Genomic DNA, 24,604 nt, shown 5'->3' with positions numbered 1-24,604 from the left:
GCTAGGGCGTCCTGTTCTTGGCGACCGAGCGCACATAGAAAAGACCGAACACGATGCAGAACCCGAAGGTCACGACGGCCTGGGTGATGGCACTGGTTGGATCATAAAGGTCGCGGAAGGTGCGCTGCATGAAGGGGCCCATCATTTCGGGCGCCGCTGGGCCCAGGATGTAGGGCAGGGTGAAGGCCGAGAAGATGCCCAGCACGGCAAAGGAGATGGCGACCAGGATGGAATTGGTGATACGCGGCAGAATGATATGCCAGAGAAGCGTGAAGCGGCCGGCGCCGACGTCTCTTGCGGCCTCGATCGATTGGTTGGACACATTACCGAGACCTGAAAGCAGGATCAGAACGGTCAGCGGGATATTGTCCCAGACGAGGCCGATCACGGGTCCCCATGGCGTTAGATAGGGGGAGCGGATCTTGGGCAGGCTAATTGCATTGAGCAGCAAGTCTACGGTGCCATTGGGGCCAAGAACGCGGATCAGGGCGAAGCTCAGGATGATCGAGGGCACGAACATGGGAAAGATGGCGAGGCCCTGCACATAGGCCGCAACCTTGCTGTCGGAGAAGCGCAAGTAGAGCGCGATCGGCAGGCAGATGACGAGCAGCAAAATGGCGCAGACGCCAGTGGTCCACAGTGTGACCGAGAGGTTTGATAGGCTGTAGCCGTCTGAAAAAAAGAAGCGGTAGGTCTCGAGCGAGAACTGGGTCCCCTCGGGTGTCCTCAACCATATGGTGGTGATCACGGCCGAGATGATGGGCCAGATCACGAGCCAGAGAACCAGCAGCACCGGCACGGCGACGAGCAGGAGGCCGACCGGCCTCCTGCGTTCTGGCGAAGCGGGCATAACCGGTCGGCCCGCGTCGATTGCGGTCACGAGGCGGGGTCCACGTTTGGCGCCACCGTGCGATACCAACCATCATTGATAGCAACTTCCCAGGGGCCGCTGGGGAAAACCGGGATGGAGCTGGGGATGATGTCGGCGAAGCGCTCGCGCAGATCAGACGCCACATAGTCCCAAGATACGCCGGGAAAGCCGCCGAGTTCGGTCAGAACTGCCGACTGGATCTCTTCGCTCAGAACGAAATCAGCCAGCTTGATCGCCGCATCCTTGTTGACGCCATTTGAGAGAATGGTGATGCGCGAGAAGCCGCCGGGCAGTCCAAGATCCTGCAACTGCACCAGGCCCGTGGTTTCTGGGAGCACCCCCTGTTCGATGGCCTTGAGCACCTGATCGGACCACGCCGGGATCATGGTTACGGCAGCCTGCCCGAGCAACTGCAGCGATTGGGTATTGCCGGATGTATACGCACCCTGGTCGAACAGCGACGGGGCAATATCCTTTAGGATTTCCCATGCCCCGGGCAGCATAGCCGCGGTGTTTTCGGGCGTGGCATTATCGACCGTAAACTTGCTGAGATCCTGGCCATTGGCTTCGAGCACAGCCCGTCGCACGAAATTGAGACCCGAACCGCCCTTGTTGGGGCGATTATAGATGAACTGGCCTGGATTGGCTTTGATCCAAGCCATCAGGTCCGGCCAGGTCTTGGGCGCATTGGCGGGATCAAGCTTGGTGGTGTCGTATGCCAGCAGCACCTGCGAGCCGCGGTAGGGCAAATTGGTGGGGATGTCGATGCCGAGCGGATTAAGCTTGGAGTAGTTGGACAGCCCCGCCTGCTCGAAGTCGACCCACAGACCTTGTTCCAGGGCGCCGACCGGTTGCCGCGAGTCGAAGCCTTCGAAGAAATCTGCCTGGGGGTCGGCGTTCGAACTCATGGCAGCGAGGCCGCGCTCGGCGATGGATTGGAGGCCCGCATTGTCCCCGCCGTCCACCAGGTTGAGCGTGGTGCCCGGATTGGCCGCTTCGAAAGCGGGCTTCACTACATTGGTCCAGAAGTCGAGAATGTTCTGATCCGAGCTCGTGTACCAGTCGATGGTGCCTTCGGCGGCGAAGGACATGCGGGGTAGGACGGCCATTCCGGCTGCGGCGCCGGCAGCTGAGATCATAAAGGTGCGGCGTTTCATTGTGCTTCTCCCATGAGGCGATCCGGGGCGGATCGCCGCGCTTTCCGTGCCGATCGCGGAGGCGGATGGCGGCTCTTGGCCAAACAACGAACCGGATCGGCGCCGACTCGTTCGCCCCATGGGCTCCTCCCGCGCATGCGCATCGACGAGGCCGACCCAATCTGGTGCTGGGTTTTGCCGGCCGGCGAGACATATGCTGGGGCCAAGACAACACCGAAATACGACTGCACACAAGTGCAGCAGCGAACATTTTTCGTCGGTGTGTCTAGCGCGGTTGCATAACGCTTTAATGACAAACATGCGCGTTGCGCACGTGTGCAAGGATGCGGCTAGGGCGCGCCCGGACGAACCGAGCGGCGCCAGATCGGCATCGGCTCGATCACCCTTCGCGTCGAGTCCGCATTGTCGGGCTGCTGCAGCAGTGCCACGACTTCATCGGCGATCAGCTCTAGCGGCTGGGAGAAGGTGGTCAGGTTGTAGGATGCCCAACCGGCTTGCTCGATATCGTCGAAACCGATGACACACAGGTCTTGCGGAATGCGCAAGGCAAATTCCTGGCGCGCAGCGTCCATAAACCCTAGCGCAAAGAGGTCGGTGACACAAAAGACGCCGTCCGGAGCCTGGGAGCGGCCAAACAGCCGCCGGGCTGCCAGCTGTCCTTCGGCATAGCTGGAAGGGCCGACCTCGGTGGCGGCTACGGCCATGCCGGCAGCTGTCGCGGCCGCAACAAATGCACGCTGCCGTTCCACCAGACTCGCCGTGCGGGTGTTGGAGGTGACAACCGCAAGGCGCAGGCAGCCCGCGCGCTGTAGCAGGTACTGCGCCTCGGCGCCCGCCATGGCGTTGTCGACGCCCAGATTGGAGCTACCAACCAGCCGCTCGTCGCGGTTGATCAGAATCACCTGCTGGCCGTTGGCAAGGCCAGTCTCGATCAGGCTCGCGGGGGGCGTGCCGGATAGCACCACCGTAGCATCGGCGCGATAGTTGAGCGTTTGGCGCAAGGCTTGCGCCGCGCTTTCCTGATCGGTTTCGGTGTTGATGATCATGATGATCTTGCCCACCGCCTGCAGCCTGCGCGTCAGCACATCGACGAGGCGGGCGCGGATAGGGGTGGTGAGATTGGCGACGACCAAGCAGACGATATTGCTGTTTTCGCGCAGGCCGCGGGCAAGGTGGTTGACGTGGTAGCCAAGGGCGCTCGCTGCATCGAGCACCTTGCGGCGGGTGGCTTCCGATACGCTGGCGCCGTCCGTGAAGGTGCGCGACACCGCCGAACGGGAGACGCCGGCGCGCTCCGCCACCATCTGGGCTGTGACGAAGGTTCTGGGTCTGTCGCTCATGGTGTGCGCCATCCTGCTCGGGCGGCGCGATTAGCCGGGAGAACACAATCGACGTCAAGATGGGAGGGTGTTCGGCAGTGCTGGGATCGGCGGGCAAGCCGCTCAGAGCGTCAGCACGAAGCGGAAGAGCGCATCGCCTTCCCACCACATGGGGAAATTGGTGCCCCATTTGTTGTTATAGAGATTGACCCGCAGTCCGGCAGAAAAATCTGGCACATCAGGCTGGAACGGCAGGAAGGGCGAGCCGGCCGGGGCGACGAGGGCGGCGTCGAGCAGGTCAAGCGTAAGCTCGCCAATTGCACCCTTGGCCCGAACCGCCTCCACTGCTTGAAGCTGACCGCCGCCCTTGCGGACGATGGCCTTCGAGTCGTGCCAGAGTCCCAGCTTGCACAGGTACCAGTTGCTGAGGCCTGCAGGGCTGAACTGGAGGAAGCCAGCTTCGGGCATGCGGTTGGCCGGCTTGTTGCGCAAGATGAGGCGGATCTCAACCTGCCGCTCGCCGAGACCATGTAGCGCAATTTCGCACTGAGCCGGCGCGCCGAGTTCGGCATGAGCTTGGGGGGGCAGAGTGGCCATGGCCGTGCTGACGCCCGCTACCCCAACCAGGCTTGGGACGAAGCTGGCGGTGCGCGCAGTCCTGGCGGTTTGCAGGCCGGGCTTGTCGTGGTCGAGAATGGCCCAGATTTCGCGATGCTGAAGATAGCTGTCGAGGTGCTCCTGCAACGCCGCCCAGTCATAGCTTTCGTGGCTATAGCCGAGCAGGAGCCCGTTTTGCCCCTCAATGCGCGAGCCAGCGGGCGATAGCAGCGCTCGAATTCCGCCGGTGACTGGATCTAGATCCGCGACCCAGCCGGCATCGCTGATCCGGTTGCCAGTTGCATCTGGCACCGGCGCAGTGCCCGGCGAAGTTTCTGCAAGTGCCGCTTCGGCGATCTCCCAATCGATGGGCTGGAGCTCTGCCAGTGCGGCATCGAGATAAGCGCGCTGCTCGGCCCAGGATTGCTCGGTATAACTGAAGCGGTAGTCAGTTGCGCGTGCGCGCTCGAAGTCGACCCGATCCCAGGCCGTTTCGTCGCGCAGATAGGTCTTGATGTCGACGCCCCAGGTATGTTCCGCCACCATGGCGAGGCCGCGGCCAAAGGCGCGGCGCTCGGTCGTCGGTTCGCCAATCCAGCCGTCATGAAGCCGCTGCAGAGCGCGAAAACGCGCCAGCTTATGCGGGTCGCTCGCCGTGCCATGGATCCAGCTATCGCCGATCTCCTCGGTCACTACGGGAAAGCTGTCTCGCCGGTCCCACATCAACTCGCCAAAGGCATCCAGGGTCGAGGCGGCAATGGTTGCACCTGGATTGGCGTGCTGGATATGGCGGAGCGCTTCTACCGTCTGCGGCACGCTTTGGGGCCCGATATTGTCGGCGGTGTGGGCAAAGCTGAGCCCAATATGGTGGCCGGCGGGAAAGTCGGTGGCGCCATAGGAGCCTTGATACATCACGACGATTTCCGCGCCGCCCGGGGCGCGCCAGCGGAAAATCGGCGGCACGTCGGGAACCGGGCTCGCGGTATTAACCCCGAGATGCAGGAAGCGCACCCCGGCGGCGGCGAGCAGCGGGACCATGCCCAGCGTATGTCCCGGTACATCGGTCATCTTGGCCGCGGTGGTGGTGCGGCCGAAGCGGCGGTCGAGTTCCTCGGAATAGGATAGCCCGGCTTGGAACAAGGCTGGCGACATGAGCTCGGTATGGGTGGTGAAAGGCAGGGCGTGCCAGGTGATCAGCCCGCGCCCGATCGCACGCTCCAGACGCTTGACACGCTCGGCGTCCTGGGAATGGAGGTGATCCCAGATCAGCCAGGCGCCCGTGGTCCAAATAAATGCGGGATGGACGGGATTTTCGGCAAAAAAGTGCTCCCCCGTCCGGATCGCCTGGGGAATAAACTGGTCATGATATTGCTCGCGAACTCGCGCGGCCTGGTCGGTGAAGCCGATATCCAGATGGGTCTTGAAGATCAGGTGGATATGTTTGGCCATGGAGCTCAACCAACCGTACCGCGCACGATGAGCCTGGTGTTGAGGGTTTCATGAAGCCCCGCAGCTTCGGGCTCGTTGAGGCGGCGCAGAATGAGACGCACCAGGGCACTGACCCGCTCGTCTAGGTCGAACTTGACCGTGGTCAGGTTGTAGCTTTTCCAATGGGACTGGGCGATGTCGTCAAAGCCTACGACCTTGACGTCTTGAGGCACGCGCAAACCGAGTTCATGGCGCAGGGCATCGATAACCCCGAAGGCGCCGACATCGTTGGCGGCGAAAATCGCATCCGCGCCGTCGCGAACGCGAAAGAAGTTCACCGTGGCCTGGTAGGCGGTGTCATAGCTGTAGTCCCCCTTGATCACGACTGGTGGAGGCAGGCCGCGTCGCGCCATCACCTGTTCGAGGGTGTGCTGCCGCGACGCGTTGGCGCGAGATCCGCGCGCTCCCGAAAGATAGGCGAGGCGCCGCGCACCATAACCCTGCAGCAGGGCAACCGCCTGATCGATCCCATCCCAGTGCAACACGTTGAGCCGGTCATGCATAGGGCCGCTGCTGGGCTGGTCGGCGGCACCGGGCGCGGGATAGTGCACATAAATGGGCACCGCGCGGCCCATGAACCGGGCCAAGGTGCTCGGCTTGACGTTCTCGACGAAGGCAATCACGGAATCTGGGTTGTGGCCCCGCATCGTGGCCAGCAGCTGCTCGTCCATGGAGTAGTCGGTGCGCGTCTTGAACAGGAGGGTGGCAAAACCCTCGTGCTGCAGTGCAGTGGTCAGCGCGTCAATCTCCTGGCTTTCCCAATAGGCATAGACGTCGGGCACGATGATGCCAACTAGGTGGGAGCGCCCGCTGACCAGCGCACGGGCAGCTCGGTCGGGAGTGTAGTCCAACTCCTTGGCGATGCGCAGGATCAGTTCGCGCTTGGCGGGCTTGAGCGACGCATGGGGATTAAAGGCGCGGGACACGGCAACCCGCGAAACATTGGCGCGCGCTGCGACCATTTCCGCAGTCGCCCTGCCGCGAAGGGCCCCACCTAATTCGTTCAAACGCGCCTCCCGTCATCTGCCAAAAAGATGAAAGCGTGTACAAACCTCTGGGCGCAGCGCGTCGGTCTGTCAAGAATGGCCCATTGAGCAGGAGCTGGCATTTCGTCGGTAATCGTCACTGGAACGTCACCAATACATGCCATCTGGGCTGCCGGGCCTCAATGGGGCCGCGAACGGGGCTGCGAATCTCCGCATTGACGTTCTGTGATAACGTGTTCATTCTGGTTGGGCTGGTAGAGCACAGGCACTGTCCGACGCCCCGGCCAATATAGGGCTACCGGAGAATTCGGAGCCACCACATGGGAGGTTTTGCAATGAGCAATCGTTGGCGTGCAGTTGCGCTTGGTGTGGCCGGGGCAGCAGCCATGGTTACTCCGGCTCTTGCCGTTGATCTCGATGTCACCTGCCGTTGCGTGATTGGTGGCGTTAACAGCGGCACGGCCGAGTGGATCGAAAACAGCGTTATCCCGGCTTTTGAAGCGGCGCATCCCGACGTCGATGTCCGGCTCAATCAGTTCGGCGGCGAGGACGCGCAGCTCACCCAGCAGCTGGCGCTGGATTTCTCGACCGGCGCAGGTCCCGATGTCTCTGCCTTCGATGGCTTCCTGATCCCCTCCTTTGTGGAAGGCGGCTTGCTCAAGCCATTGAACGCGGTCGCCGGTGAAGCGGTCGATAGTTGGACGGGCTGGGCGGCGCTTTCGGAGGGATCGCGTGCGCTGATGGCATATCAGGGCGATTATTACGGCATCCCGCTGGGGACCGATGTGCGTATGCTTTACACGCGAAAGGATATCCTGAGCGAAGCGGGGATCGATGCAGAGAACTGGCAGCCCACCTCCTGGGACGATATTCTGGCCGCTGCGCGGGCGATCAAGCAGGCCAAGCCTGACAGCTTCCCGATCCAACTCAATGCAGGCGTGGCGATGGGCGAGGCCACCACGATGCAGGGCTATTGGCTGGCGCTGCTCGGCACTGGCGAGGGTGTTACCGACGAGAGCGGCAAGTTCATTGTTGCCAGCCAGGGCATTCTCGATACGCTCAACCTTTACAAGACCATCTATGTCGATGAGCAATTGGGTGATCAGCGCGCCCAACTCCTGGCCGATGGGCGGAACCGCTCCTTTGCCAATTTCCGCGACGGTGTAACGGCGTTGTTGTTTGAGGGCGATTATTTTTATCGCTCCGTGACCCCCGAGGGCTCCGAGTTCGCAGTGCCTGATCGTGATGCCGTCCTCGGGTGGGCCAAGATCCCGGCCAAGGCGCCCGGCGCTGGCATTCGCGGGCAGGATTTTGTCACCATCTCAGGCGGTACCGGGTTTGTCATCAACCCGGCAACTGATGCACCCGCCGAGGCGTGGGCGTTCCTGTCGTTCATGAACGAGCCCGAGCAGCTAGCCGCCTTCCAGGCGATACAGCCGCGGATCACCGCGCGTACCGATGTTGAGATTCCCAACAACCCCTTTCTGACAGAAACCAGCCAGGCGCTGCTGCGACTCACCACCGCGCGGCCCAATGATCCCAACTACAATGCGGTGTCGGCTGAGATCCAGCGCATGACCGAAGCGGTGGTTTCGGGCGAACTCTCGCCCGAGGATGCAATGGCTCAGTACGGGTCGGCGGTCATTGCGATCGTCGGCGAGGAAAACACCGTCAGTCTGCTCTAGCCCTCCCAGGCGCTGGGCGCGCCGGAGCAATCCGGCGCGCCTGCTCTCACACCATGAGGTGCTTTGCCCGGGCAAAGCCTTGAACCAGCCGGTCAGCGCAGCAGCGTTTGTGCCAGCCTCTCATCCTAAGGCCAGTGCGGCCGAACTCTAGTTTGACTTCTGACTACGCGGGGCCAGCATGACCACCGAGACCACCGCAGCTCCGCGCAAGCGCAAGCCCCGCAATTTCGCCCTTTTGTCGAACTGGGCGGGAGCGGCGTTCCTTACGCCGGCGGGGATCCTGGTGTCGGTGTTCGTGATCGTGCCCTTCTTCTGGGTGATCTTTGTTTCATTCACCAACCGAACGCTCCTGGGGCGCACGGCGCTCAACCCGGAGTTTGTTGGTCTCGGCAACTATCTCACCCTGTTTGATCCGGCGACCTTCTTTCAGCGCGGGCAGTTCGGTTTCTCGCTGATCCTGACGACGCAGTTCGTGCTCGCCTCGGCGCTGCTGGGACAGGCGCTGCTGGGTCTGCTCTTGGCTTGGCTGATCCAGACGGTGCCACCCTGGGTCAAGCGCATCACCGAAACCTTTGTCATTGCCGCTTGGATTCTGCCCGAGGTTGTCATCGGCTTTGCCTGGTTCGCGTTTCTCGATCGCGACCAGGGCACGCTGAACATGATCCTTGAAGGCGTTGGCCTGCCGCCGGGCGACTTCCTCCTTCAGCAGCCGTTCTGGGTGATCGTTGCCTTCAATACTTGGCGCGGCGCGGCCTTCTCGATGATGCTGTTCAGCTCGGCCTTTTCATCGATCCCGCCCAGCTACTTCCAGGCGGCTGACGTGGCCGGCGCGTCGAACTGGCAGAAGTTCCGGGATATCGGGCTGCCGCTGATCCGCGGTCATATTGTCACCGATCTCATCCTCATCACCATGTGGACCTTCAATACCTTCACGCCCTTTCTGCTCACCAATGGCGGGCCGAGTTATCGGACGGAGCTGGTGTCCATCTACAACTATCGCGTCGCGTTCCAGGATTTCCAGTTCGGCAAGGGCGCGGCGGTGGGCGTGATCATGATGCTGATCAACCTGGCATTTGCGCTGATCTATCTCAGCCTTGGCCGCAAGAAAAAGGTGCGCTGAGCATGGGCCTGACCATTCCCGCCTTTGTCGGTCGCATCGCCTTCTCGGCACTCGCCGCGTTGATCGGCGTCGTCTTCGCACTGCCCTTGCTGTGGTTCCTGTTCGCCCCATTCAACGCCCGCGCGGAACTGGGGCTGGCGGTGCCCGACCCCTGGACGCTATCCAACTTCTTCACGGTCTTCGGCAATTCCTATGCGGTGCAGGCGCTGTGGAACAGTTTCATCCAGGCCATTGGCGGGGTGATCCTGGTGGGTGCGGCGGCAACGCTTGCCGCTTATGCCCTGAGCCGCTCATCCATCCCGGGCAAGGGCGCTGTCACTTATATCCTGCTGCTGTTCTCCTCGGTGGTGTCCGGGTCGGCGGCAATGGTGCCCATCTTCCTCATCATCTCGGCCGCCGGGCTCATGGACACGCATCTTGCCGTGATCCTGACCTTTGCCGGTGGCTTGCTGCCGACCGCGATGTTCATCCTGCGCGACTTCATCGACTCCATCCCCAAATCCTATGAGGAAAGTGCGATGGTGGCAGGTGCTTCCCCGGTGCAAGCGTTTTTTGATGTAGCGCTGCCGGTGATCCGGCCGGGGATCGTCGTCATCGTCGTGTGGAGCTTCGTCAATATCTGGGGCTCGTTCCTGATCCCCTTCATTCTGCTGCGCAGTGACAGCAACATGCCGGCGTCCGTCGCGATCTATTCCTTCTATTCGGAGGCCGGCATGCCCATCGTGACGCTGCTTGCGGCCTATTCACTGATCTACTCGCTGCCGGTGATCGCGCTTTATCTCTTTGTCAGCTGGAGGTTCGGCTTCCGGTTCTTTGGCGGCATCAAGGCTTAGGTTACATGGCATCAGTCCAGTTCAAGAACATCACCAAGCGCTTCGGCGAGTTCAATGCCGTGAACGATGTCAGCTTGGATATCGGGGATGGCGAGTTCGTTTGCCTGCTCGGGCCGTCCGGCTGCGGCAAAACAACTTCGCTGCGCATGATTGCGGGACTTGAAACCCCGAGCTCCGGCCAGATCCTGATCGGTGGCGAGGAGGTGACGGGCCTCCACCCCAAGGACCGCAACATCGCCATGGTGTTCCAGGACTACGCGCTTTATCCGCATATGAACTTGGCCGACAACATCGCCTATCCACTCAAGGTGCGCGGCCAGTCCGTTGCCAACCGGCACGGGCGCGCCAAGGAAGTGGCCGATGTGCTCAAGATCGGCCATCTGCTCGACCGGCTGCCGAGCCAGATTTCGGGCGGCCAGCAGCAGCGTACGTCGCTCGCGCGGGCGCTGGTGTATCCGGCCAAGGTTTATCTGTTCGACGAGCCGCTTTCCAACCTCGACGCCAAGCTGCGCCTCGAAGCCCGCGGCTTTCTCAATCACCTGCAGCGCGACATGGGCATCACCGCCGTGTACGTGACCCACGACCAGGCCGAGGCCATGGCGCTGGCGACCCGTATCGCGGTGATGGACGCCGGGCGCATCGTGCAATATGCCCCGCCGATCGAGATCTACCGGCGGCCTGCCACCACTTTCGTGGCCAATTTCGTCGGCAATCCGCCGATGAACCTGATCGAGGTCGAGGGCATGAACGGCGGCGGCATGCTGCGCCTCTCGGCCGATGGTCTGACCATCGCCGCCTTGCCGATGAGCGACGCCATTGGCAAGGCGCTGGCGCAGGGGCCAAAGCTCACCTTGGGCATTCGCCCTGAGCATCTCGGCATTGCAACTGCTGGCAGCGCCAACACCATCACGGCGCCCTTGTTCGCCAACGAGAATATGGGTCCGGAAAGCCTCGTCACCGTTGATCGCGGGCAAGGGGTGCGTGCCACAGCCCGCATCTTCACCGACGAGCACCTGGACCTTGATGAAATGGTCACCCTCGGCTTCTCGCTCGAGCATGTGCATCTGTTCGACGGCGCGCAGAACCGTATTCCCGCTCTGGGGGAGGATCGGGCGTGAGCCAGACCATCACTGCCCGGGTCACCCCGGCCGAGCAGGCTCGGAACCCCTATTTCTATCTTCCCTTTGAAGTACCCGAGGGAATAACCCGCATCGACGTGACCCTCGTTTACTCCAAGGCCGAGGACTGCGTGATCGATCTCGGGGCTTTTGATCCACGCGACACCGGCTATCCCACCCAAGAGGGCTTCCGCGGCTGGAGCGGCGGGGCGCGTGAGAGCTTCTTCATCGCCACCGATGATGCGACGCCCGGTTATATCCACGGCGAGATCCAGCCCGGCACCTGGAACATCGTCCTTGGGCTCTACAAGGTTCCGCCCGAAGGTGCGCAGGTCAGCGTCACGATCAACCTCGACGCCGCGCCCCGTAAGCTCGCGCCGCAGCCCGCCCGAACCTTGCCCGTGCGGGAAGGGCCCGGATGGTACAAGGGGGATCTGCATTGCCACACCTTCCATTCCGACGCTCGCGGCGGGCCGGAATTACTCCATGCAGCCGCGCGGCAGGCAGGACTCGATTTCCTGGCGGTCGCCGACCACAACACGATCAGCCAGCGCCGCTATTTCCACCCGCAGTCCTCGCCCGACCTCATCTTTGTGCGCGCCATGGAGGTGACCACCGCTGTGGGGCACGCCAATGTTTTTGGCGTGGATGAATGGATCGATTTCCGCATGACCGCGCCAGCTGACGCGCATGTGCTGGCTGACCTCGTGCACCGGCGTGGCGGGCTGTTGTCGATCAACCACGACAAGCCCACCATTCCTTGGGACTACGAATTTCCCGCCGCCGATTGCCAGGAAGTGTGGCAATCGACCTGGCTGGCCTGGAACTGGATCGCACTGGAGCGCTACCAGCAGCGGCTCGCCTCCGGCCTCAAGCTGTCGGCTATAGGCGGGTCCGACTTCCACCAGCCGGACCGCCTGCTGCCGGAGGGGCCCCTAGTGCTGGCGCGTCCGACCACGGTGCTTTGGCTGCCCCAACTCAGCGAAGACGCTGTTCTGGCCGCGATGAGGTCGGGCCACGGCTATGTCACTGAAAGCCCGAGCGGCCCGCATCTTGAGATCAGCGCCGGGCCAGTCGCGATGGGCGGCACCGCGGCCAGTCTTGCAAGCATCGACGTCCGCGTCAGTGGCGCCGCAGGCGATGAACTGGTGCTGATCGATGCTGCCGGACCTGTCGCCCGCGCCGAGATCACCAGCGACGACTGGCGCACCACTGTCGCACTGTCTGCGCCACAAAAATTCGTTCGGGCGGAAATCATCGCCGGGGCGAGCCGTGCGGCCCTTGTTGACCAGTTCACCGCCGCGCTCGAGGGCCGCGAACTGCCCTGGCAGCTCAAGGGGGCGGATCTGCTCGATCAACCCGTTCGTCGTGCCCTCAGCAATCCCATCTATCTCAGGTCTTGAACACCATGCTTATCGGCAACGCCCCTTGTTCCTGGGGCATCAACTATCCCACCGGCAACCGCTACACCTGGCAGCAATATCTCGATGAAGTGGCAGAGGCTGGCTATGCCGGGACCGAGCTGGGGCCGTTTGGCTTTTTGCCCAAGGACGCCGCCCTGCTCAAGGATGAGTTGGCCAAACGCCAGCTGACGCTGATCGGCGCCACCCATGTGCACACTTTTGGCGATGCCACGACTGCTGCGCAGTTCACCCAGACCCTGCGCGAATTGTCTGACCTGCTTGCCAAGCTTGGCGCGCGGCACCTCGTGATCATGGATGAAAGCAATTGGTATCCTGAAGGGCAGGAGGGTGTGCTTGATGCGCCGGCTTGGCACGGGCTGATTGGCATGGTCCGGGATGCCCAACAGCTGGTCGAGGGTGAGTTCGGCCTCAAGCTCAGCTTTCATCCACATGTCGGCACCGCAGTGGAGCGGGAGGATCAAATCGACCGGCTGCTGCACGACACCGAGATTGACCTTTGCTTCGACACCGGCCATCACGCCTTTTGGGCGCAGGACCCGCTCGCCTATATGGAAAAGGTCTTCCCCCGCATCGCCTATATGCATCTCAAGAACGTCGACCCCGTCGTGCGGGGCTGGATGCTTGCTGGAGAGCTTTCGATCGCGGATTCCTACGGCGCCGGCATCATGTGTCCGCTGCCCGATGGCGTTGTCGATATCGCAGGCGTGATGGCTTTCCTCCAAGCGGGCAATTTCGCCGGACCCGTTGTGGTGGAACAGGATGTTGCCGCTAACGCCGCCGAAACGCCAGTGCAGCTAGCCGCGCGCAATCTTGCGTTTGTGAAAGGGATTGGGGAATGACCACTCCACTCAAGGTCGGGCTGATCGGGTTGGGGGAAGTCGCCCAGCTTATGCACCTGCCGCTCCTCGCCGATGACCAGCGCTTCGCCATCACTGCAATCAGCGATGTTTCGCTGAGCCTTCTGGACTATATTGCCACCCGCTACGGTGTCCCCTCGCGACACAGCACGGCTGACGCGCTGATTGCCGATCCGTCTGTCGATGCCGTCTTTATCCTCACGCCCGATCATCTCCATGCCGAGCTGCTGGAAAAATCCATTCGGTCGGGCAAGCATGTCTTTGTGGAAAAGCCGGCCTGCCTGACGGTGGAACAGTTGGAGCCGATCCTGTCGGTGCCGCGCCGCGACGGGCAGATCGTCTTTGTCGGTTACATGCGCCGGTTCTCGCGTCCGTTTCTCGAACTCAAACGGCGCCGTCCGCCCCTGGCGGCCATCCGGCATGTGCGGGTGCGCGATATCATCCGCGAGGCACCGTTCTTTGTGGGCCAGACCCGCAATGTGTTCCGGCCCAGTGACGTTCCGGCCGAGGTGATCGCGCAAGGTCGGGCTAGCACGCAAGCCATGCTCCGATCGGTTATGGGCGAAGAGTGCCCGCCCGAAACTCTGCGCGCCTATCAGGTGCTGACTGGCCTTTCTTCACACAGCTTTTCCGCCATGCGAGATCTGTTGGGCCCGCCCAAGGGCGTGCGTTATGCCACCCAGCACAAGGGCGAAACGGTGATCGCCCTGTTTGACTATGGCCACTTCACCGCGCTTTATGAGGCCGTGATCGATGATGTCTCGCGCTTTGATGCCGGCATTGAGGTGCTGACACAGACTCAGCACTTCAAGCTCAACTACGACACGCCCTATATCCGCAACTTGCCCACGCGGCTCGAGATCACCACTTCCTCGGACACGGAAACGGCGACGGAGATCATCGGCCCCGTTTATGAGGATCCGTTCCGGATCGAGCTCAATGCGTTTCTTGATAGCGTCCGCACCGGCCAGCCTCCGCGCACCGGACTGGAGGATTCGCTCGAAGATCTCAGGCTGTTCCGGGAAGTCGGGCAGCACTTCCGGCGCTAGACGACGCGGCGGCTTGCCGCCAGCGGCACCCGCGGGCCGCTGGGTAGTTTGGAATGTATGTTCCGCGTTGACAAAGCAGCAGAACCGGGATTTCCTCAACTCAGCCGGATGAATGGGCCACGAAGAGCCCCGGTTGAGGGGGAGTTCCGTTGTGGCGTCCCAGTTCGCAATCAACCACATATTTGTGCCGCGGCCGCGGCTTGCAGGGCTTTGGGCTAGTGCCGTGGAGGCGCGGCTCGATGCCTGCTGTTCCCCGGGCGCCTCGCAGGTTTCCATGATGGAGGGGCGGGCCGGCTCGAGGTCGTGAACGTCGGAGATTTCAATTCCCGCAAAGGGACATCCGGAACAAAGGGGCGAGACCGGACGCCTGCTCTGTGGAGGAGACGAGGACATGAACAAGATCGCGCTGGCCGCACTGGCCACGACCATGCTGTCGACCGGATTTGCCGGTGCTGCCCATGCTGAAACCGTGGGTGTCAGCATGGCTGCTTTCGACGACAATTTCCTGACCGTGCTGCGCAATGGCATGGCTGATTATGCAACGACGCTGGAGGGGGTTGAACTGCAAGTGGAGGACGCCCAGAGCGACGTTTCCAAGCAGATGAGCCAGATCCAGAATTTCATCGCATCAGGCGTCGACGCCATCATCGTCAATGCGGTGGATACGGATGCGACGGCTCCCATGTCCCAGCTCGCAGTCGATGCGGGCATTCCGCTGGTTTATGTGAACCGGCAGCCGGTGAACCTCGATGCGCTGCCCGAGAACCAGGCTTTCGTTGCGTCCAACGAGGTGGATTCCGGGACCCTCGAGACCAAGGAAGTTTGCCGGTTGCTCAAGGAGGCCGGCAAAACGGAGGCCAATGTCGTGGTGATGATGGGCGAGCTGTCCAACCAGGCGGCCCGGCAGCGCACGCAGGATGTGCATGATGTGATTGCCGCGGACGAATGCTCGTTCATGACGGTTGTGGAAGAGCAGACTGCCAACTGGTCACGCCAGCAGGGGGCCGATCTCATGACGAACTGGCTTTCGGCGGGCATCCAGTTCGACGCGGTCATCGCCAATAATGACGAGATGGCAATTGGCGCAATCCAGGCCCTCAAAGCCGCCGGTACCGACATGGACGCCATGATCGTGGGCGGGGTGGACGCGACCCAGGATGGCCTGGCCGCTATGGAGGCCGGGGATCTCGATGTCACCGTGTTCCAGAACGCCGCCGGACAGGGCCAGGGGGCGCTCGATGCGGCCCTCGCTTTGGCCCGGGGCGAAGAGGTTGAGCGGGAGGTCTGGATTCCGTTTGAACTCGTGACGCCTGACAATCTGGCCGAGTACCAGAACAAGAACTGATCCTCCTTGGCGCACCGCTTCGGTGCGCCATTAACATCATTGGTTCGGGACATCATGATGAAACTGAATTCTGTACTTCTGGCTCTGAGCGCGCTGCCCTTGTCTTTGGTGCTACCCGCCCATGCCGAGAATATTGGCGTGTCCATGGCGAGGTTTGATAGCACCTTCTTGACCCTGCTTCGCAACGGCATGGAAGCGCGTGCCGCCGAACTGGGTGACGTCACGCTCCAGGTGGAAGATGCCGTCAATGATCCCAGCACCCAGCTTAACCAGGTTAGCAATTTCATTGCATCGGGGGTTGATGCCATCATCATCGCGGCGGTGGACGCTGAGAGTACGCCGGGTATGAGTGCCCTGGCGGACGCCGCCGGCATCCCCATTGTCTATGCCAACCACCCACCAGCCGACATTGATGCCCTGCCGGAGAAGGGCGCCTTCGTAGGCTCAAATGAGGTGGACTCGGGCACCCTGCAGACCCGCGAAGTGTGCCAACTCTTGGGGGGCAGCGGCAATGTGCTGATCCTTATGGGGCCGCTTAATAACCACTCCGCCCTTCAGCGCACTAAGGACGTGCACGACGTCATCGCAACGGACGACTGCAAGGGGATGAGCGTGCTCGAGGAGCAAACCGCCAATTGGGATCGCCTGGAAGCGGCCAATCTGATGACCAACTGGCTATCCTCCTCCATGGAGTTCGATGCGGTTATCGCCAACAATGACGAGATGGCGATCGGCGCGATCCAGGCGCTGAAGTCAGTAGGTCGTGACATGGATGGAGTTGTAGTTGCGGGCGTGGACGCGACGCCAGATGGATTGGCCGCGATGGCGGCGGGCGATCTTGATGTGACCGTGTTCCAGAACGCCCAGGCGCAAGGGGCCGCCTCCGTGGACGCGGCCATTGCCTTGGCACGCGGTGAGGCGACTGAACAGAAAATTTGGGTGCCGTTTGAACTCGTCACGCCCGAAAACATGGCCGAGTACCAGAACAAAAACTAGGCTTAGCTTCCCGTCGGAGGGGAAGCGACCCTGAGCAAGGGAGGCGGGGCGATGGTTAGTCCGCAGACGATGCGCGCCGTTCGCGAGAGCGGGGCGGTGCCCAATTCGCCGTTCCTTCTGGAGATTGCCCATGCCCGCAAGGAGTTCCCGGGGGTGGTGGCGCTGGACGACGTGTCGTTGCACCTGCGGCGCGGCACGGTGCATGCGCTGATGGGAGAGAATGGGGCGGGCAAGTCGACGCTGATGAAAATCATTGCCGGGATCTACACGCCCGATAGTGGCTCGGTGCGGCTGCGGGGGCAGGAGATCCGCCTCAAGTCTCCGCTCGATGCGCTCGAGAACGGCATTGCCATGATCCATCAGGAACTCAACCTGATGCCCTATATGACGGTGGCCGAAAATATCTGGATCCGGCGCGAGCCGCTCAACCGCTTCGGGCTGGTTGACCATCGCGTACTCAACCGGCGGACGCAGGAGCTGTTTGATCGGCTCCATATCGACATCGACCCAGAAGTGCAGGTTTCGAGTCTCACGGTGGCCAGCCGCCAGATGGTCGAGATCGCCAAGGCAGTCTCCTATGAGAGCGATGTGCTGATCATGGACGAGCCCACTTCGGCCCTGACCGAAAAGGAAGTGGCGCATCTGTTTGCGATCATCCGCGACCTGCGCAGCGACGGGAAGGGCATTGTCTACATCACCCACAAGATGAGCGAGCTTTTCGAGATCGCCGACGAGGTCTCGGTGTTCCGGGACGGACGCTATATCGGCACCCATCCTGCGGCAGAGGTCACGCGCGACGAGATCATCCGCATGATGGTGGGCCGCGAGATCACCCAGCTCTTCCCCAAGGAGGAGGTGCCGATCGGGGAGGTGGTGATTTCGGTCAAGGACCTCGCGCTAGAGGGGGTGTTCGCCGACATTTCGTTCGATGTGCATGCCGGGGAAATCCTGGGCATTGCGGGCCTTGTGGGTTCGGGGCGCTCCAATGTTGCCGAAACGATCTTTGGCATCACGCCGGCCACTGCGGGCACGATCGAGGTGCGGGGAGAGCAACTGGACGTTACCTCGCCCACGGTCGCGATCCATCATGGCATGGCGCTGATCACCGAGGATCGCAAGGAGACGGGCTGCCTGCTGATGCTCGACATTCAGGAGAACATGCAGCTGGCGGTGATCCAAGACAGGTTCACCCGCGCAGGCTTTGTGCAGCAGGGGCCGCTCAGCCGCGCCTGCGAGGAGATGAGTGCCAAGTTGCGGATCAAGGCGCCGAGCCTTGAGGAGCGGGTGGAGAATCTGTCGGGCGGCAACCAGCAGAAAGTGCTGATCGGGCGCTGGCTGCTGACCGGACCCAAGATACTGATCCTCGATGAGCCGACCCGCGGCATCGATGTGGGGGCCAAGGCCGAGATCCACCGGCTCGTGACGCAACTGGCGCGGCAGGGCGTGGCGGTGATCATGATTTCCTCCGAGCTGCCCGAAGTTCTCGGCATGAGCGACCGCATCATGGTGATGCATCAGGGGCGCGTTACGGGGATCCTCGATCGCGCCGAGGCCGATCAGGTCAAGATCATGGACCTGGCTGCACGATGAGTGATTACTGCAACACGGCCGCAGGGAGGACCTGAGCCATGACCATCACATCCGATACCATGGCCCCTCCGCGGGTCCGCCGGCGCCGCTTGCCAACGGAACTCTCGATCCTGCTGGTTCTTCTGGGCATTGCCCTCACCTTTGAAGCCTTGGGCTGGATATTTATCGGCCAATCCTTCCTGCTCAATCAGCAGCGCCTCACCATCATGATCCTGCAGGTTTCGGTGGTGGGGATCATCGCGGTGGGCGTCACCCAGGTGATCATCACCGGCGGCATCGATTTGAGCTCTGGCTCGGTGGTGGGCATGACAGCGATGATTGCCGCGAGCTTTGCCCAGAGCGCCGATTGGGCGCGGCCAGTTTATCCGGGGCTGGTCAGCCTTCCCGTCGTGGTGCCGATCCTGATCGGGCTGGCGATCGGCACGCTGGCCGGGGTGATCAATGGCTCGCTGATCGCCTTCACCAAGATCCCGCCCTTTATTGCCACGCTCGGGATGATGGTTTCGGCGCGGGGCGTCGCCAAATGGTACACCAAGGGGCAGCCGGTTTCGGGGCTTACGCCAGAGTTCACCTCGATCGGCTTCGGGATCTGGCCGGTGCTGATCTTTTTGGGGGTGGCGCTGATCTTCCACATAGCGCTGCGCTATACGCGCTACGGCAAGTTCACCTATGCCATTGGCGCCAACCCGCAGGCGGCGCGCGTATCCGGCATCAATATCGAGCGCCACCTCATCAAGGTCTATGCCATTGCCGGCATGCTGGCGGGGCTCGCCGGCCTTGTAACCGCGGCCCGGGCGCAAACAGCGCAGTCGGGCATGGGGGTGATGTATGAACTCGACGCCATCGCTGCCGCCGTGATCGGGGGCACGTCGCTGGCGGGCGGGCAGGGGCGGATCACCGGCACGGTGATCGGTACGATTATCCTCGGGACGATGACGTCGGGATTCACCTTTTTGCGCATCGACGCCTACTACCAGGAGATCATCAAGGGCATGATCATCGTTGCGGCCGTGGTGGCCGACCAGTATCGCCAGCGCAAGCGCAAGAAAGTCTAGGATTGGCGCAGCGCGCCAGCTCCACGTCCATCACGATGCCGGCTGGTTTCATCCGGTAGCATCCTGAAATCTCGGCATCGACCGCGGCGCATGGCCGGGTTATGCGCCGAGTAGAGTTGAACCAGCCGCGTCAGGAGCCTGGCGCATATTTTGGAGACTACACATGACGGTTCGTTTCGGCCTTCTGGGTGCTGGCCGCATTGGCAAGGTGCATGCCAAGGCGATCACTGCCAATTCCCAGGCGCAACTGGTGGCGGTGGCCGACGCCTTCCCGCAGGCTGCGAGCGATCTGGCGGGGCTTTATGGCGCCGAGATCCGCAGCACCGAGCAGATCCTCAACGCCGCCGATGTCGATGCGGTGGTGATCTGCACGCCCACCGATACCCATGCCGATCTGATCGAGCAGTTTGCGCGTGCGGGCAAGGCGATCTTTTGCGAGAAGCCGATCGATCTCGATGTGGCTCGGGTGCGGGCATGCCTTTCCGTGGTGGATGCGGAAGGCGCGACGCTGATGGTGGGCTTCAACCGCAGGTTCGACCCGCACTTCACCGCGGTCAAGGAGGTGATCGGCCGGCACGAGATCGGGCAGGTGGAGATGGTCACTATCGTGTCGCGCGATCCCGGGGCGCCGCCGGTCGATTACATCAAGCGCTCGGGCGGCATTTTCCGCGACATGACGATCCATGATTTCGACATGGCGCGGTTCCTGCTGGGCGAGGAGATCGAGAGCGTTACGGCGCAGGCCTCCGTGCTGGTCGATCCGGCTATCGGAGAGGCCGGTGATTTCGACAGCGTTTCGGTGATGCTGCAGACCGCTACGGGCAAGCACGCCACGATCTCCAACTCCCGGCGCGCCACCTATGGCTATGACCAGCGCATCGAGGTGCATGGCTCCAAGGGGTCGGTGGCCGCCGAGAACCAGCGTCCGGTGTCGATCGAGGTCGCCAATGCCTCTGGCTATACCCGCCCGCCGCTGCACGACTTCTTCATGACGCGCTATACCGAAGCCTATGCCCGCGAAATCGAGGCGTTTATCGATGCCGTGCAAGCCAAGGCACCGGCGTCGCCGAGCGGGCTTGATGGATTGATAGCGCTGGCGCTGGCGGATGCGGCGCTCCGATCCGTGCGGGAGGGCCGCACGGTCAAGCTCACTGAAATTCTCAGCTAAGCGCTATTTCAGCAGCCACTCATGGTCGGGCGCATTGTGGAATTTCCAGATGCGCTTGGGCCCGGCCATGACGTTGAGATAATAAAGGTCGTAGCCGGCGGTGGTCGCCACAGGATGGTAGCCGCGCGGCACGAGCGTGACGTCGCCATCCTCGATCACCAGCGCTTCATCAAGGCTGCGATCATCGGTGTAAACCCGCTGCATGGCAAAGCCCTGGGGCGGGTTGAGCCGGTGGAAATAGGTCTCCTCCAGCTGGCTTTCATGAGGGAGATTGTCCGTGTCATGCTTGTGGGGCGGGTAGGACGAGGTGTTGCCCTGAGGGGTGATCACTTCGACCACCAGCAGCGCGTTAGCCGCGCCGTCATCCTCGGGCATGATGTTGTAGACATGCCGGACATTGGCGCCCTTGCCGCGGGTGATGCGGGGATGCCGGCCCGGCTCGATCACCTGGGCGGTGTATGCGACGCCGCCGGGGGCCGAGCAGACCGCCAGTTCGAGCGGGGTGGTGGCATCCACCACCCATTCGCTGCCCATCGGCAGGTAAACGGCCCAAGGCGGGCCATCAAAGGGCGACATGCGCTCGCCCAACTCGCCCAGATCGACCCCATCCACCGAAACGCGGGCCTTGCCGCTGACGAAGACGAGGCAGAGTTCGTTGATGCCCGCCTCGCCGCCCGCCACCTGGCCGGCCTCGAGCTTGTGGAGGGCGAACCCGACATGGCTCCAGCCCGCCGAAGCGGGGGTTACATCATGCACCAGGCCCGTCTTGGCCATCGGGCGGACGCGTAGACTGCTCTGGCTCATTGCCGGGCTCCTGCTTGGGGAAGGCGTAGAAGTAATTGTAGAGGAAGTAGGCCAAGGCAGCACCGACCAGCACACCCCAGAACGGCTCCTGGTTCCAAAACCATTCCCAGGCGCACCAGATCACCAGAAAGACCGCGACGGCCACGCGGCGCCAGAGGGGCTGAAACCAGGAAATGTCGTTGGATTTAAGCGCCACGTGCGAGCCTCCTGCGGGGAACTCCCCCCTTTTACTTACGGGAAAGCCTGCCCGTTGGGAAAGCCTTGTGTTTCCACAGTGTAACCCGCGGCGCTCATGACGCGCATAAGTTCGGCATGACCAATTTGCGCCATCCGCAGCGGCGGGTTCTGGCGCGGGTCCTGTTCGGCTTCGACCACGAACCAGCCTTCATAGCCGTAATCGGCAAGGCGCTGCACGATGGCGCCGAAATCGAGCGAGCCATCGCCCGGCACGGTGAAGGCGCCAAGGGCCACGGCATCGAGGAAGGACTGGCGCGAGCGATCGAGGGCCTTGATGACCTCGAGCCGGACATCCTTGACGTGGACATGATTGATGCGGGCGTGGTGGTTGTCGATGGCGCGCAGCACATCCCCACCGGCAAAGGCGAGGTGGCCGGCATCGAGCAGCAGCGGAATGCCGGGGCCGGAATTGCGCATGAAGGCGTCGAGCTCGGCTTCGGTTTCCACTACGGCGGCCATGTGGTGGTGGTAACTCAACGGCATGCCTTGGCCGGCGCACCACTCGCCAAAGCGGGTGACCCGGGCGGCATAGGTCTTCATCTCATCGTCGGACAGGCGCGGTTTGGTGGCGAGCGGCTTTGAGCGGTCGCCTTGGATGGAGCGTCCGACTTCGCCATAAACAATGCAGGGCGCGCCCACGGCCTTGAAGAGCTCGATCATGGGGGCGATGCGGTCCTGGTTGGTAGCCAGCTCCTCATCCACGAGGGTGCCGGAAAACCAGCCGCCGCAGAGCGTGACATCGGCGGCCCGGAGGATGGGCAGCATGGTGGCGGGGTCTTCGGGGAAACGGCGGCCCTTTTCCATGCCGGTAAAGCCCGCCGAGCGCGACTGGCGCAGGCATTCCTCCAGCGACACGTCATCGCTGAGTTCGGCGAGGTCGTCGTTCCACCAGGCGATGGGGGACATGCCAAGCTTGGCTTTCATTTTTCTGCCTTCTTTGCTGCCACGCCCTCGTGGTTCGAGGGCCGCTGCGCTCCCGCCTCACCATGAGGGCTACTGGGGCGCTGAGTTGGTACGAGCTTCCGATGGTCCTCGTTGCGAGGACGTGGCACCTAGCCGACCTGCTGGGCCTTGAGCGCTGCCACATAGGCTTCGCGGGCGGCGTTGACCTGAGGGCGATCGCTAACTTCGGGCACGGCCACGTCCCACCAGTGACCGCCCGCTTCGGTGGCGATCAGGGGATCGGTGTCGATGACGATCACCGTGGTCTGGGTGGAGGTTTCGGTTTCCTGCAGCGCCGCTTCCAACTCGCTGATCGAGGCCACTTTGCGCGAGACGGCACCCATGGCGGCGGCATGGGCGGCAAAGTCGATATTGGGCAGGGTGGTGTGCTGGGTGTCCTTGAGAAGGTTGTTGAAGTTGGCTCCGCCGGTGGCCATCTGCAGCCGGTTGATGCAGCCAAAGCCGGCATTGTCGAGCAGCACGATCGTAAGCTTGGCGCCCAGCATGATGGCGCTGACGATTTCGGAATTGAGCATCATATAGCTGCCATCGCCCAGCATAACGACGACGTCATCCTCCGGGCGGGCGAGCTTGACGCCGAGGCCGCCGGCGATTTCGTAGCCCATGGTCGAAAAGCCGTATTCCATGTGGTAGCTGCCGGGGCCTTCGGCTTTCCAGAGCTTGTGCAATTCGCCGGGCAGACCGCCCGAGGCACAGACCAGGGTGGCGCCGGGGCGGGCCCGCTGTACGGCTCCGATCACCTGGGCGTCGGAGGGCAGCTCGGCATTGGTGGCGGCGGTGACGGCGTCGGCCGCCACGAGCCATTCGTCTTTCTCGGCATGGGCCTTGTCGGTCCATTCGGGGTCAGCCTGCCAACCGGTCAGGGCGGCGTTGAGCGCTTCGAGGCCCGCGCGGGCATCGGCGACGAGGGGCAGGGCGGCGTGCTTTTGCGCATCAAAGGGCTGCACATTGAGCCCGATGATCTTGAGATCTGGGTTCTTGAACAGGGCCCAGGAGCCGGTGGTGAAATCCTGCAGCCGCGTGCCGACGGCCAGCACCACATCGGCCTCTTCGGCGAGCTTGTTGGAAGCGGAACTGCCGGTGACGCCGACCGAGCCCATGTTGAGGGGGTGATCGTGGGGGAGGCTCGATTTGCCGGACTGGGTTTCCATCACCGGCACGCCATAGCGTTCGGCGAAGTTGCGCAGGGTGTCGGTGGCTAGCGAATACAGCGTGCCGCCGCCAGAGATGATCACCGGCTTTTTTGCGTGGAGCAGCGCCGTGGCGGCTTGGGCGAACTCGTCGCCATCGGGCATGATGCGGCGGACCGTCCAGATCTTTTCGGCGAAGAAGCTCTCGGGATAATCGTAGGCTTCGGCCTGCACATCCTGGCAGAGGCTGAGGGTCACCGGGCCGCATTCGGCCGGATCGGTCAGCACCTGCATGGCGCGGCGCAGGGCGGGAATGATCTGCTCGGGGCGGGTGATGCGGTCGAAATAGCGGCTCACCGGGCGGAAGCAGTCATTGGCGGAAGTCGTGCCGTCGCCCCAGTTTTCGACCTGCTGCAGCACCGGATCGGGGAGGCGATTGGCAAAAACATCGCCGGGCAGGAGCAGCAGCGGCAGGCGATTGACATGGGCAAGGGCGGCAGCCGTGACCATGTTGAGCGCGCCCGGGCCGATGGAGCTTGTGACAGCCATGAAGCGGCGGCGAAAGCTTGCCTTGGCAAAGCCAATGGCCGCATGGGCCATGCCCTGCTCGTTCTGGCCGCGATAGGTGGGCAGGGTGTCGCGGACGCCATAGAGCGCCTCGCCGATCCCCGCGACATTGCCATGTCCGAAAATGGCGAACACACCGCCGAAGATGGGCACGGTTTCGCCGTCGACCACCGTCATCTGCTTGGTCAGAAACCGGGCCACGGCCTGGGCCATGGTTAGTCGAACAGTTTGCTGGCTCATGATCT

At 62.5% G+C, this 24,604-nt stretch carries 21 protein-coding genes; 12 read left to right on the top strand and 9 right to left on the bottom strand.

What is annotated here, in order from left to right; translation table 11 throughout:
• Position 1: 1 nt before the first annotated feature.
• From HRU92_RS07130 to HRU92_RS07110, 5 genes are all read right to left on the bottom strand, one after another.
• A complete protein-coding gene (locus tag HRU92_RS07130) occupies positions 2–850 on the bottom strand; it encodes an ABC transporter permease subunit (RefSeq protein ID WP_172125018.1) in 849 nt (282 codons plus the stop codon).
• A 26-nt stretch (positions 851–876) separates the two neighbouring features.
• On the bottom strand, positions 877–2,028 hold the full coding sequence (locus HRU92_RS07125) for an extracellular solute-binding protein (protein ID WP_172123493.1): 1,152 nt from the start codon (positions 2,026–2,028) through the stop codon (positions 877–879).
• Positions 2,029–2,357: 329 nt separating this feature from the next.
• Complete coding sequence (locus HRU92_RS07120; protein WP_172123492.1) at positions 2,358–3,368, bottom strand: substrate-binding domain-containing protein; 1,011 nt, start codon at positions 3,366–3,368, stop codon at positions 2,358–2,360.
• A gap of 102 nt (positions 3,369–3,470) precedes the next feature.
• The gene (locus tag HRU92_RS07115) at positions 3,471–5,393 is read right to left on the bottom strand and encodes a DUF5054 domain-containing protein (RefSeq protein ID WP_172123491.1); all 1,923 of its coding nucleotides are present in this window, start codon (positions 5,391–5,393) and stop codon (positions 3,471–3,473) included.
• 5 nt (positions 5,394–5,398) lie between these two features.
• Positions 5,399–6,439 (bottom strand): LacI family DNA-binding transcriptional regulator, encoded by a 1,041-nt coding sequence (locus HRU92_RS07110; RefSeq protein WP_248307049.1) that lies wholly within the window; start codon positions 6,437–6,439, stop codon positions 5,399–5,401.
• A 314-nt stretch (positions 6,440–6,753) separates the two neighbouring features.
• Between HRU92_RS07110 and HRU92_RS07105 the strand changes: the two genes are divergently transcribed.
• The 12 genes from HRU92_RS07105 to iolG all read left to right on the top strand — a co-directional run bounded on the left by HRU92_RS07105 (position 6,754) and on the right by iolG (position 20,658).
• Positions 6,754–8,103, top strand: a complete 1,350-nt coding sequence (locus HRU92_RS07105) for an extracellular solute-binding protein (protein ID WP_172123490.1) — start codon at positions 6,754–6,756, stop codon at positions 8,101–8,103.
• 178 nt (positions 8,104–8,281) lie between these two features.
• Positions 8,282–9,223, top strand: a complete 942-nt coding sequence (locus HRU92_RS07100) for a sugar ABC transporter permease (protein ID WP_172123489.1) — start codon at positions 8,282–8,284, stop codon at positions 9,221–9,223.
• A gap of 2 nt (positions 9,224–9,225) precedes the next feature.
• A complete protein-coding gene (locus HRU92_RS07095) occupies positions 9,226–10,056 on the top strand; it encodes a carbohydrate ABC transporter permease (RefSeq protein WP_172123488.1) in 831 nt (276 codons plus the stop codon).
• A gap of 5 nt (positions 10,057–10,061) precedes the next feature.
• The gene (locus HRU92_RS07090; RefSeq protein ID WP_172123487.1) at positions 10,062–11,174 is read left to right on the top strand and encodes an ABC transporter ATP-binding protein; all 1,113 of its coding nucleotides are present in this window, start codon (positions 10,062–10,064) and stop codon (positions 11,172–11,174) included.
• Positions 11,171–12,577, top strand: a complete 1,407-nt coding sequence (locus tag HRU92_RS07085) for a CehA/McbA family metallohydrolase (protein WP_349236863.1) — start codon at positions 11,171–11,173, stop codon at positions 12,575–12,577. Before HRU92_RS07090 ends, HRU92_RS07085 begins: the two co-directional genes overlap by 4 nt.
• A 5-nt stretch (positions 12,578–12,582) precedes the next feature.
• Positions 12,583–13,437: a sugar phosphate isomerase/epimerase gene (locus HRU92_RS07080; RefSeq protein ID WP_172123486.1), complete on the top strand. Its 855-nt coding sequence runs from the start codon at positions 12,583–12,585 to the stop codon at positions 13,435–13,437.
• Entirely contained in the window at positions 13,434–14,504 is a 1,071-nt protein-coding gene (locus HRU92_RS07075; protein WP_173087967.1) for a Gfo/Idh/MocA family oxidoreductase, read from the top strand. Before HRU92_RS07080 ends, HRU92_RS07075 begins: the two co-directional genes overlap by 4 nt.
• 391 nt (positions 14,505–14,895) lie before the next feature.
• Positions 14,896–15,849, top strand: a complete 954-nt coding sequence (locus tag HRU92_RS07070; RefSeq protein ID WP_127753337.1) for a sugar ABC transporter substrate-binding protein — start codon at positions 14,896–14,898, stop codon at positions 15,847–15,849.
• Positions 15,850–15,906: 57 nt separating this feature from the next.
• Positions 15,907–16,845: a sugar ABC transporter substrate-binding protein gene (locus tag HRU92_RS07065; protein WP_127755237.1), complete on the top strand. Its 939-nt coding sequence runs from the start codon at positions 15,907–15,909 to the stop codon at positions 16,843–16,845.
• Between the two features lie 51 nt (positions 16,846–16,896).
• Positions 16,897–18,435 carry a sugar ABC transporter ATP-binding protein gene (locus HRU92_RS07060; RefSeq protein ID WP_248307048.1) on the top strand — a complete coding sequence of 513 codons (1,539 nt, stop codon included), beginning with the start codon at positions 16,897–16,899 and terminating at the stop codon, positions 18,433–18,435.
• 38 nt (positions 18,436–18,473) lie between these two features.
• Positions 18,474–19,490 (top strand): ABC transporter permease, encoded by a 1,017-nt coding sequence (locus HRU92_RS07055; protein WP_172123484.1) that lies wholly within the window; start codon positions 18,474–18,476, stop codon positions 19,488–19,490.
• A 163-nt stretch (positions 19,491–19,653) separates the two neighbouring features.
• Entirely contained in the window at positions 19,654–20,658 is a 1,005-nt protein-coding gene (gene iolG / locus HRU92_RS07050) for an inositol 2-dehydrogenase (protein ID WP_172123483.1), read from the top strand.
• A 3-nt stretch (positions 20,659–20,661) separates the two neighbouring features.
• On the opposite strand, the gene iolB is transcribed toward iolG, so the two are convergent.
• From iolB to iolD, 4 genes are all read right to left on the bottom strand, one after another.
• Positions 20,662–21,462, bottom strand: a complete 801-nt coding sequence (gene iolB / locus HRU92_RS07045) for a 5-deoxy-glucuronate isomerase (protein ID WP_172123482.1) — start codon at positions 21,460–21,462, stop codon at positions 20,662–20,664.
• Entirely contained in the window at positions 21,407–21,658 is a 252-nt protein-coding gene (locus tag HRU92_RS07040; protein WP_172123481.1) for a hypothetical protein, read from the bottom strand. The genes iolB and HRU92_RS07040 overlap by 56 nt, the downstream gene beginning before the upstream one ends.
• Positions 21,659–21,693: 35 nt before the next feature.
• Entirely contained in the window at positions 21,694–22,623 is a 930-nt protein-coding gene (iolE, locus tag HRU92_RS07035) for a myo-inosose-2 dehydratase (protein ID WP_172123480.1), read from the bottom strand.
• A 128-nt stretch (positions 22,624–22,751) separates the two neighbouring features.
• A complete protein-coding gene (gene iolD, locus HRU92_RS07030) occupies positions 22,752–24,599 on the bottom strand; it encodes a 3D-(3,5/4)-trihydroxycyclohexane-1,2-dione acylhydrolase (decyclizing) (RefSeq protein ID WP_173087965.1) in 1,848 nt (615 codons plus the stop codon).
• Positions 24,600–24,604 lie beyond the last annotated feature (5 nt).

This window comes from Devosia sp. 1635 (assembly GCF_013185955.1).
GTDB lineage: Bacteria > Pseudomonadota > Alphaproteobacteria > Rhizobiales > Devosiaceae > Devosia.
Note: the sequence above shows the minus strand (reverse complement) of the source record. Positions and strands in the feature narration are given on the sequence as shown.

What these genes read in the sequence shown, in the direction of transcription:
- HRU92_RS07130 (WP_172125018.1), bottom strand. Translation starts at nt 850, where the DNA reads ATGCCCGCTTCGCCAGAACGCAGGAGGCCGGTCGGCCTCCTGCTCGTC.
- HRU92_RS07125 (WP_172123493.1), bottom strand. Translation starts at nt 2,028, where the DNA reads ATGAAACGCCGCACCTTTATGATCTCAGCTGCCGGCGCCGCAGCCGGA.
- HRU92_RS07120 (WP_172123492.1), bottom strand. Translation starts at nt 3,368, where the DNA reads ATGAGCGACAGACCCAGAACCTTCGTCACAGCCCAGATGGTGGCGGAG.
- HRU92_RS07115 (WP_172123491.1), bottom strand. Translation starts at nt 5,393, where the DNA reads ATGGCCAAACATATCCACCTGATCTTCAAGACCCATCTGGATATCGGC.
- HRU92_RS07105 (WP_172123490.1), top strand. Translation starts at nt 6,754, where the DNA reads ATGAGCAATCGTTGGCGTGCAGTTGCGCTTGGTGTGGCCGGGGCAGCA.
- HRU92_RS07100 (WP_172123489.1), top strand. Translation starts at nt 8,282, where the DNA reads ATGACCACCGAGACCACCGCAGCTCCGCGCAAGCGCAAGCCCCGCAAT.
- HRU92_RS07095 (WP_172123488.1), top strand. Translation starts at nt 9,226, where the DNA reads ATGGGCCTGACCATTCCCGCCTTTGTCGGTCGCATCGCCTTCTCGGCA.
- HRU92_RS07090 (WP_172123487.1), top strand. Translation starts at nt 10,062, where the DNA reads ATGGCATCAGTCCAGTTCAAGAACATCACCAAGCGCTTCGGCGAGTTC.
- HRU92_RS07080 (WP_172123486.1), top strand. Translation starts at nt 12,583, where the DNA reads ATGCTTATCGGCAACGCCCCTTGTTCCTGGGGCATCAACTATCCCACC.
- HRU92_RS07075 (WP_173087967.1), top strand. Translation starts at nt 13,434, where the DNA reads ATGACCACTCCACTCAAGGTCGGGCTGATCGGGTTGGGGGAAGTCGCC.
- HRU92_RS07070 (WP_127753337.1), top strand. Translation starts at nt 14,896, where the DNA reads ATGAACAAGATCGCGCTGGCCGCACTGGCCACGACCATGCTGTCGACC.
- HRU92_RS07065 (WP_127755237.1), top strand. Translation starts at nt 15,907, where the DNA reads ATGAAACTGAATTCTGTACTTCTGGCTCTGAGCGCGCTGCCCTTGTCT.
- HRU92_RS07060 (WP_248307048.1), top strand. Translation starts at nt 16,897, where the DNA reads ATGGTTAGTCCGCAGACGATGCGCGCCGTTCGCGAGAGCGGGGCGGTG.
- HRU92_RS07055 (WP_172123484.1), top strand. Translation starts at nt 18,474, where the DNA reads ATGACCATCACATCCGATACCATGGCCCCTCCGCGGGTCCGCCGGCGC.
- iolG (WP_172123483.1), top strand. Translation starts at nt 19,654, where the DNA reads ATGACGGTTCGTTTCGGCCTTCTGGGTGCTGGCCGCATTGGCAAGGTG.
- iolB (WP_172123482.1), bottom strand. Translation starts at nt 21,462, where the DNA reads ATGAGCCAGAGCAGTCTACGCGTCCGCCCGATGGCCAAGACGGGCCTG.
- iolE (WP_172123480.1), bottom strand. Translation starts at nt 22,623, where the DNA reads ATGAAAGCCAAGCTTGGCATGTCCCCCATCGCCTGGTGGAACGACGAC.
- iolD (WP_173087965.1), bottom strand. Translation starts at nt 24,599, where the DNA reads ATGAGCCAGCAAACTGTTCGACTAACCATGGCCCAGGCCGTGGCCCGG.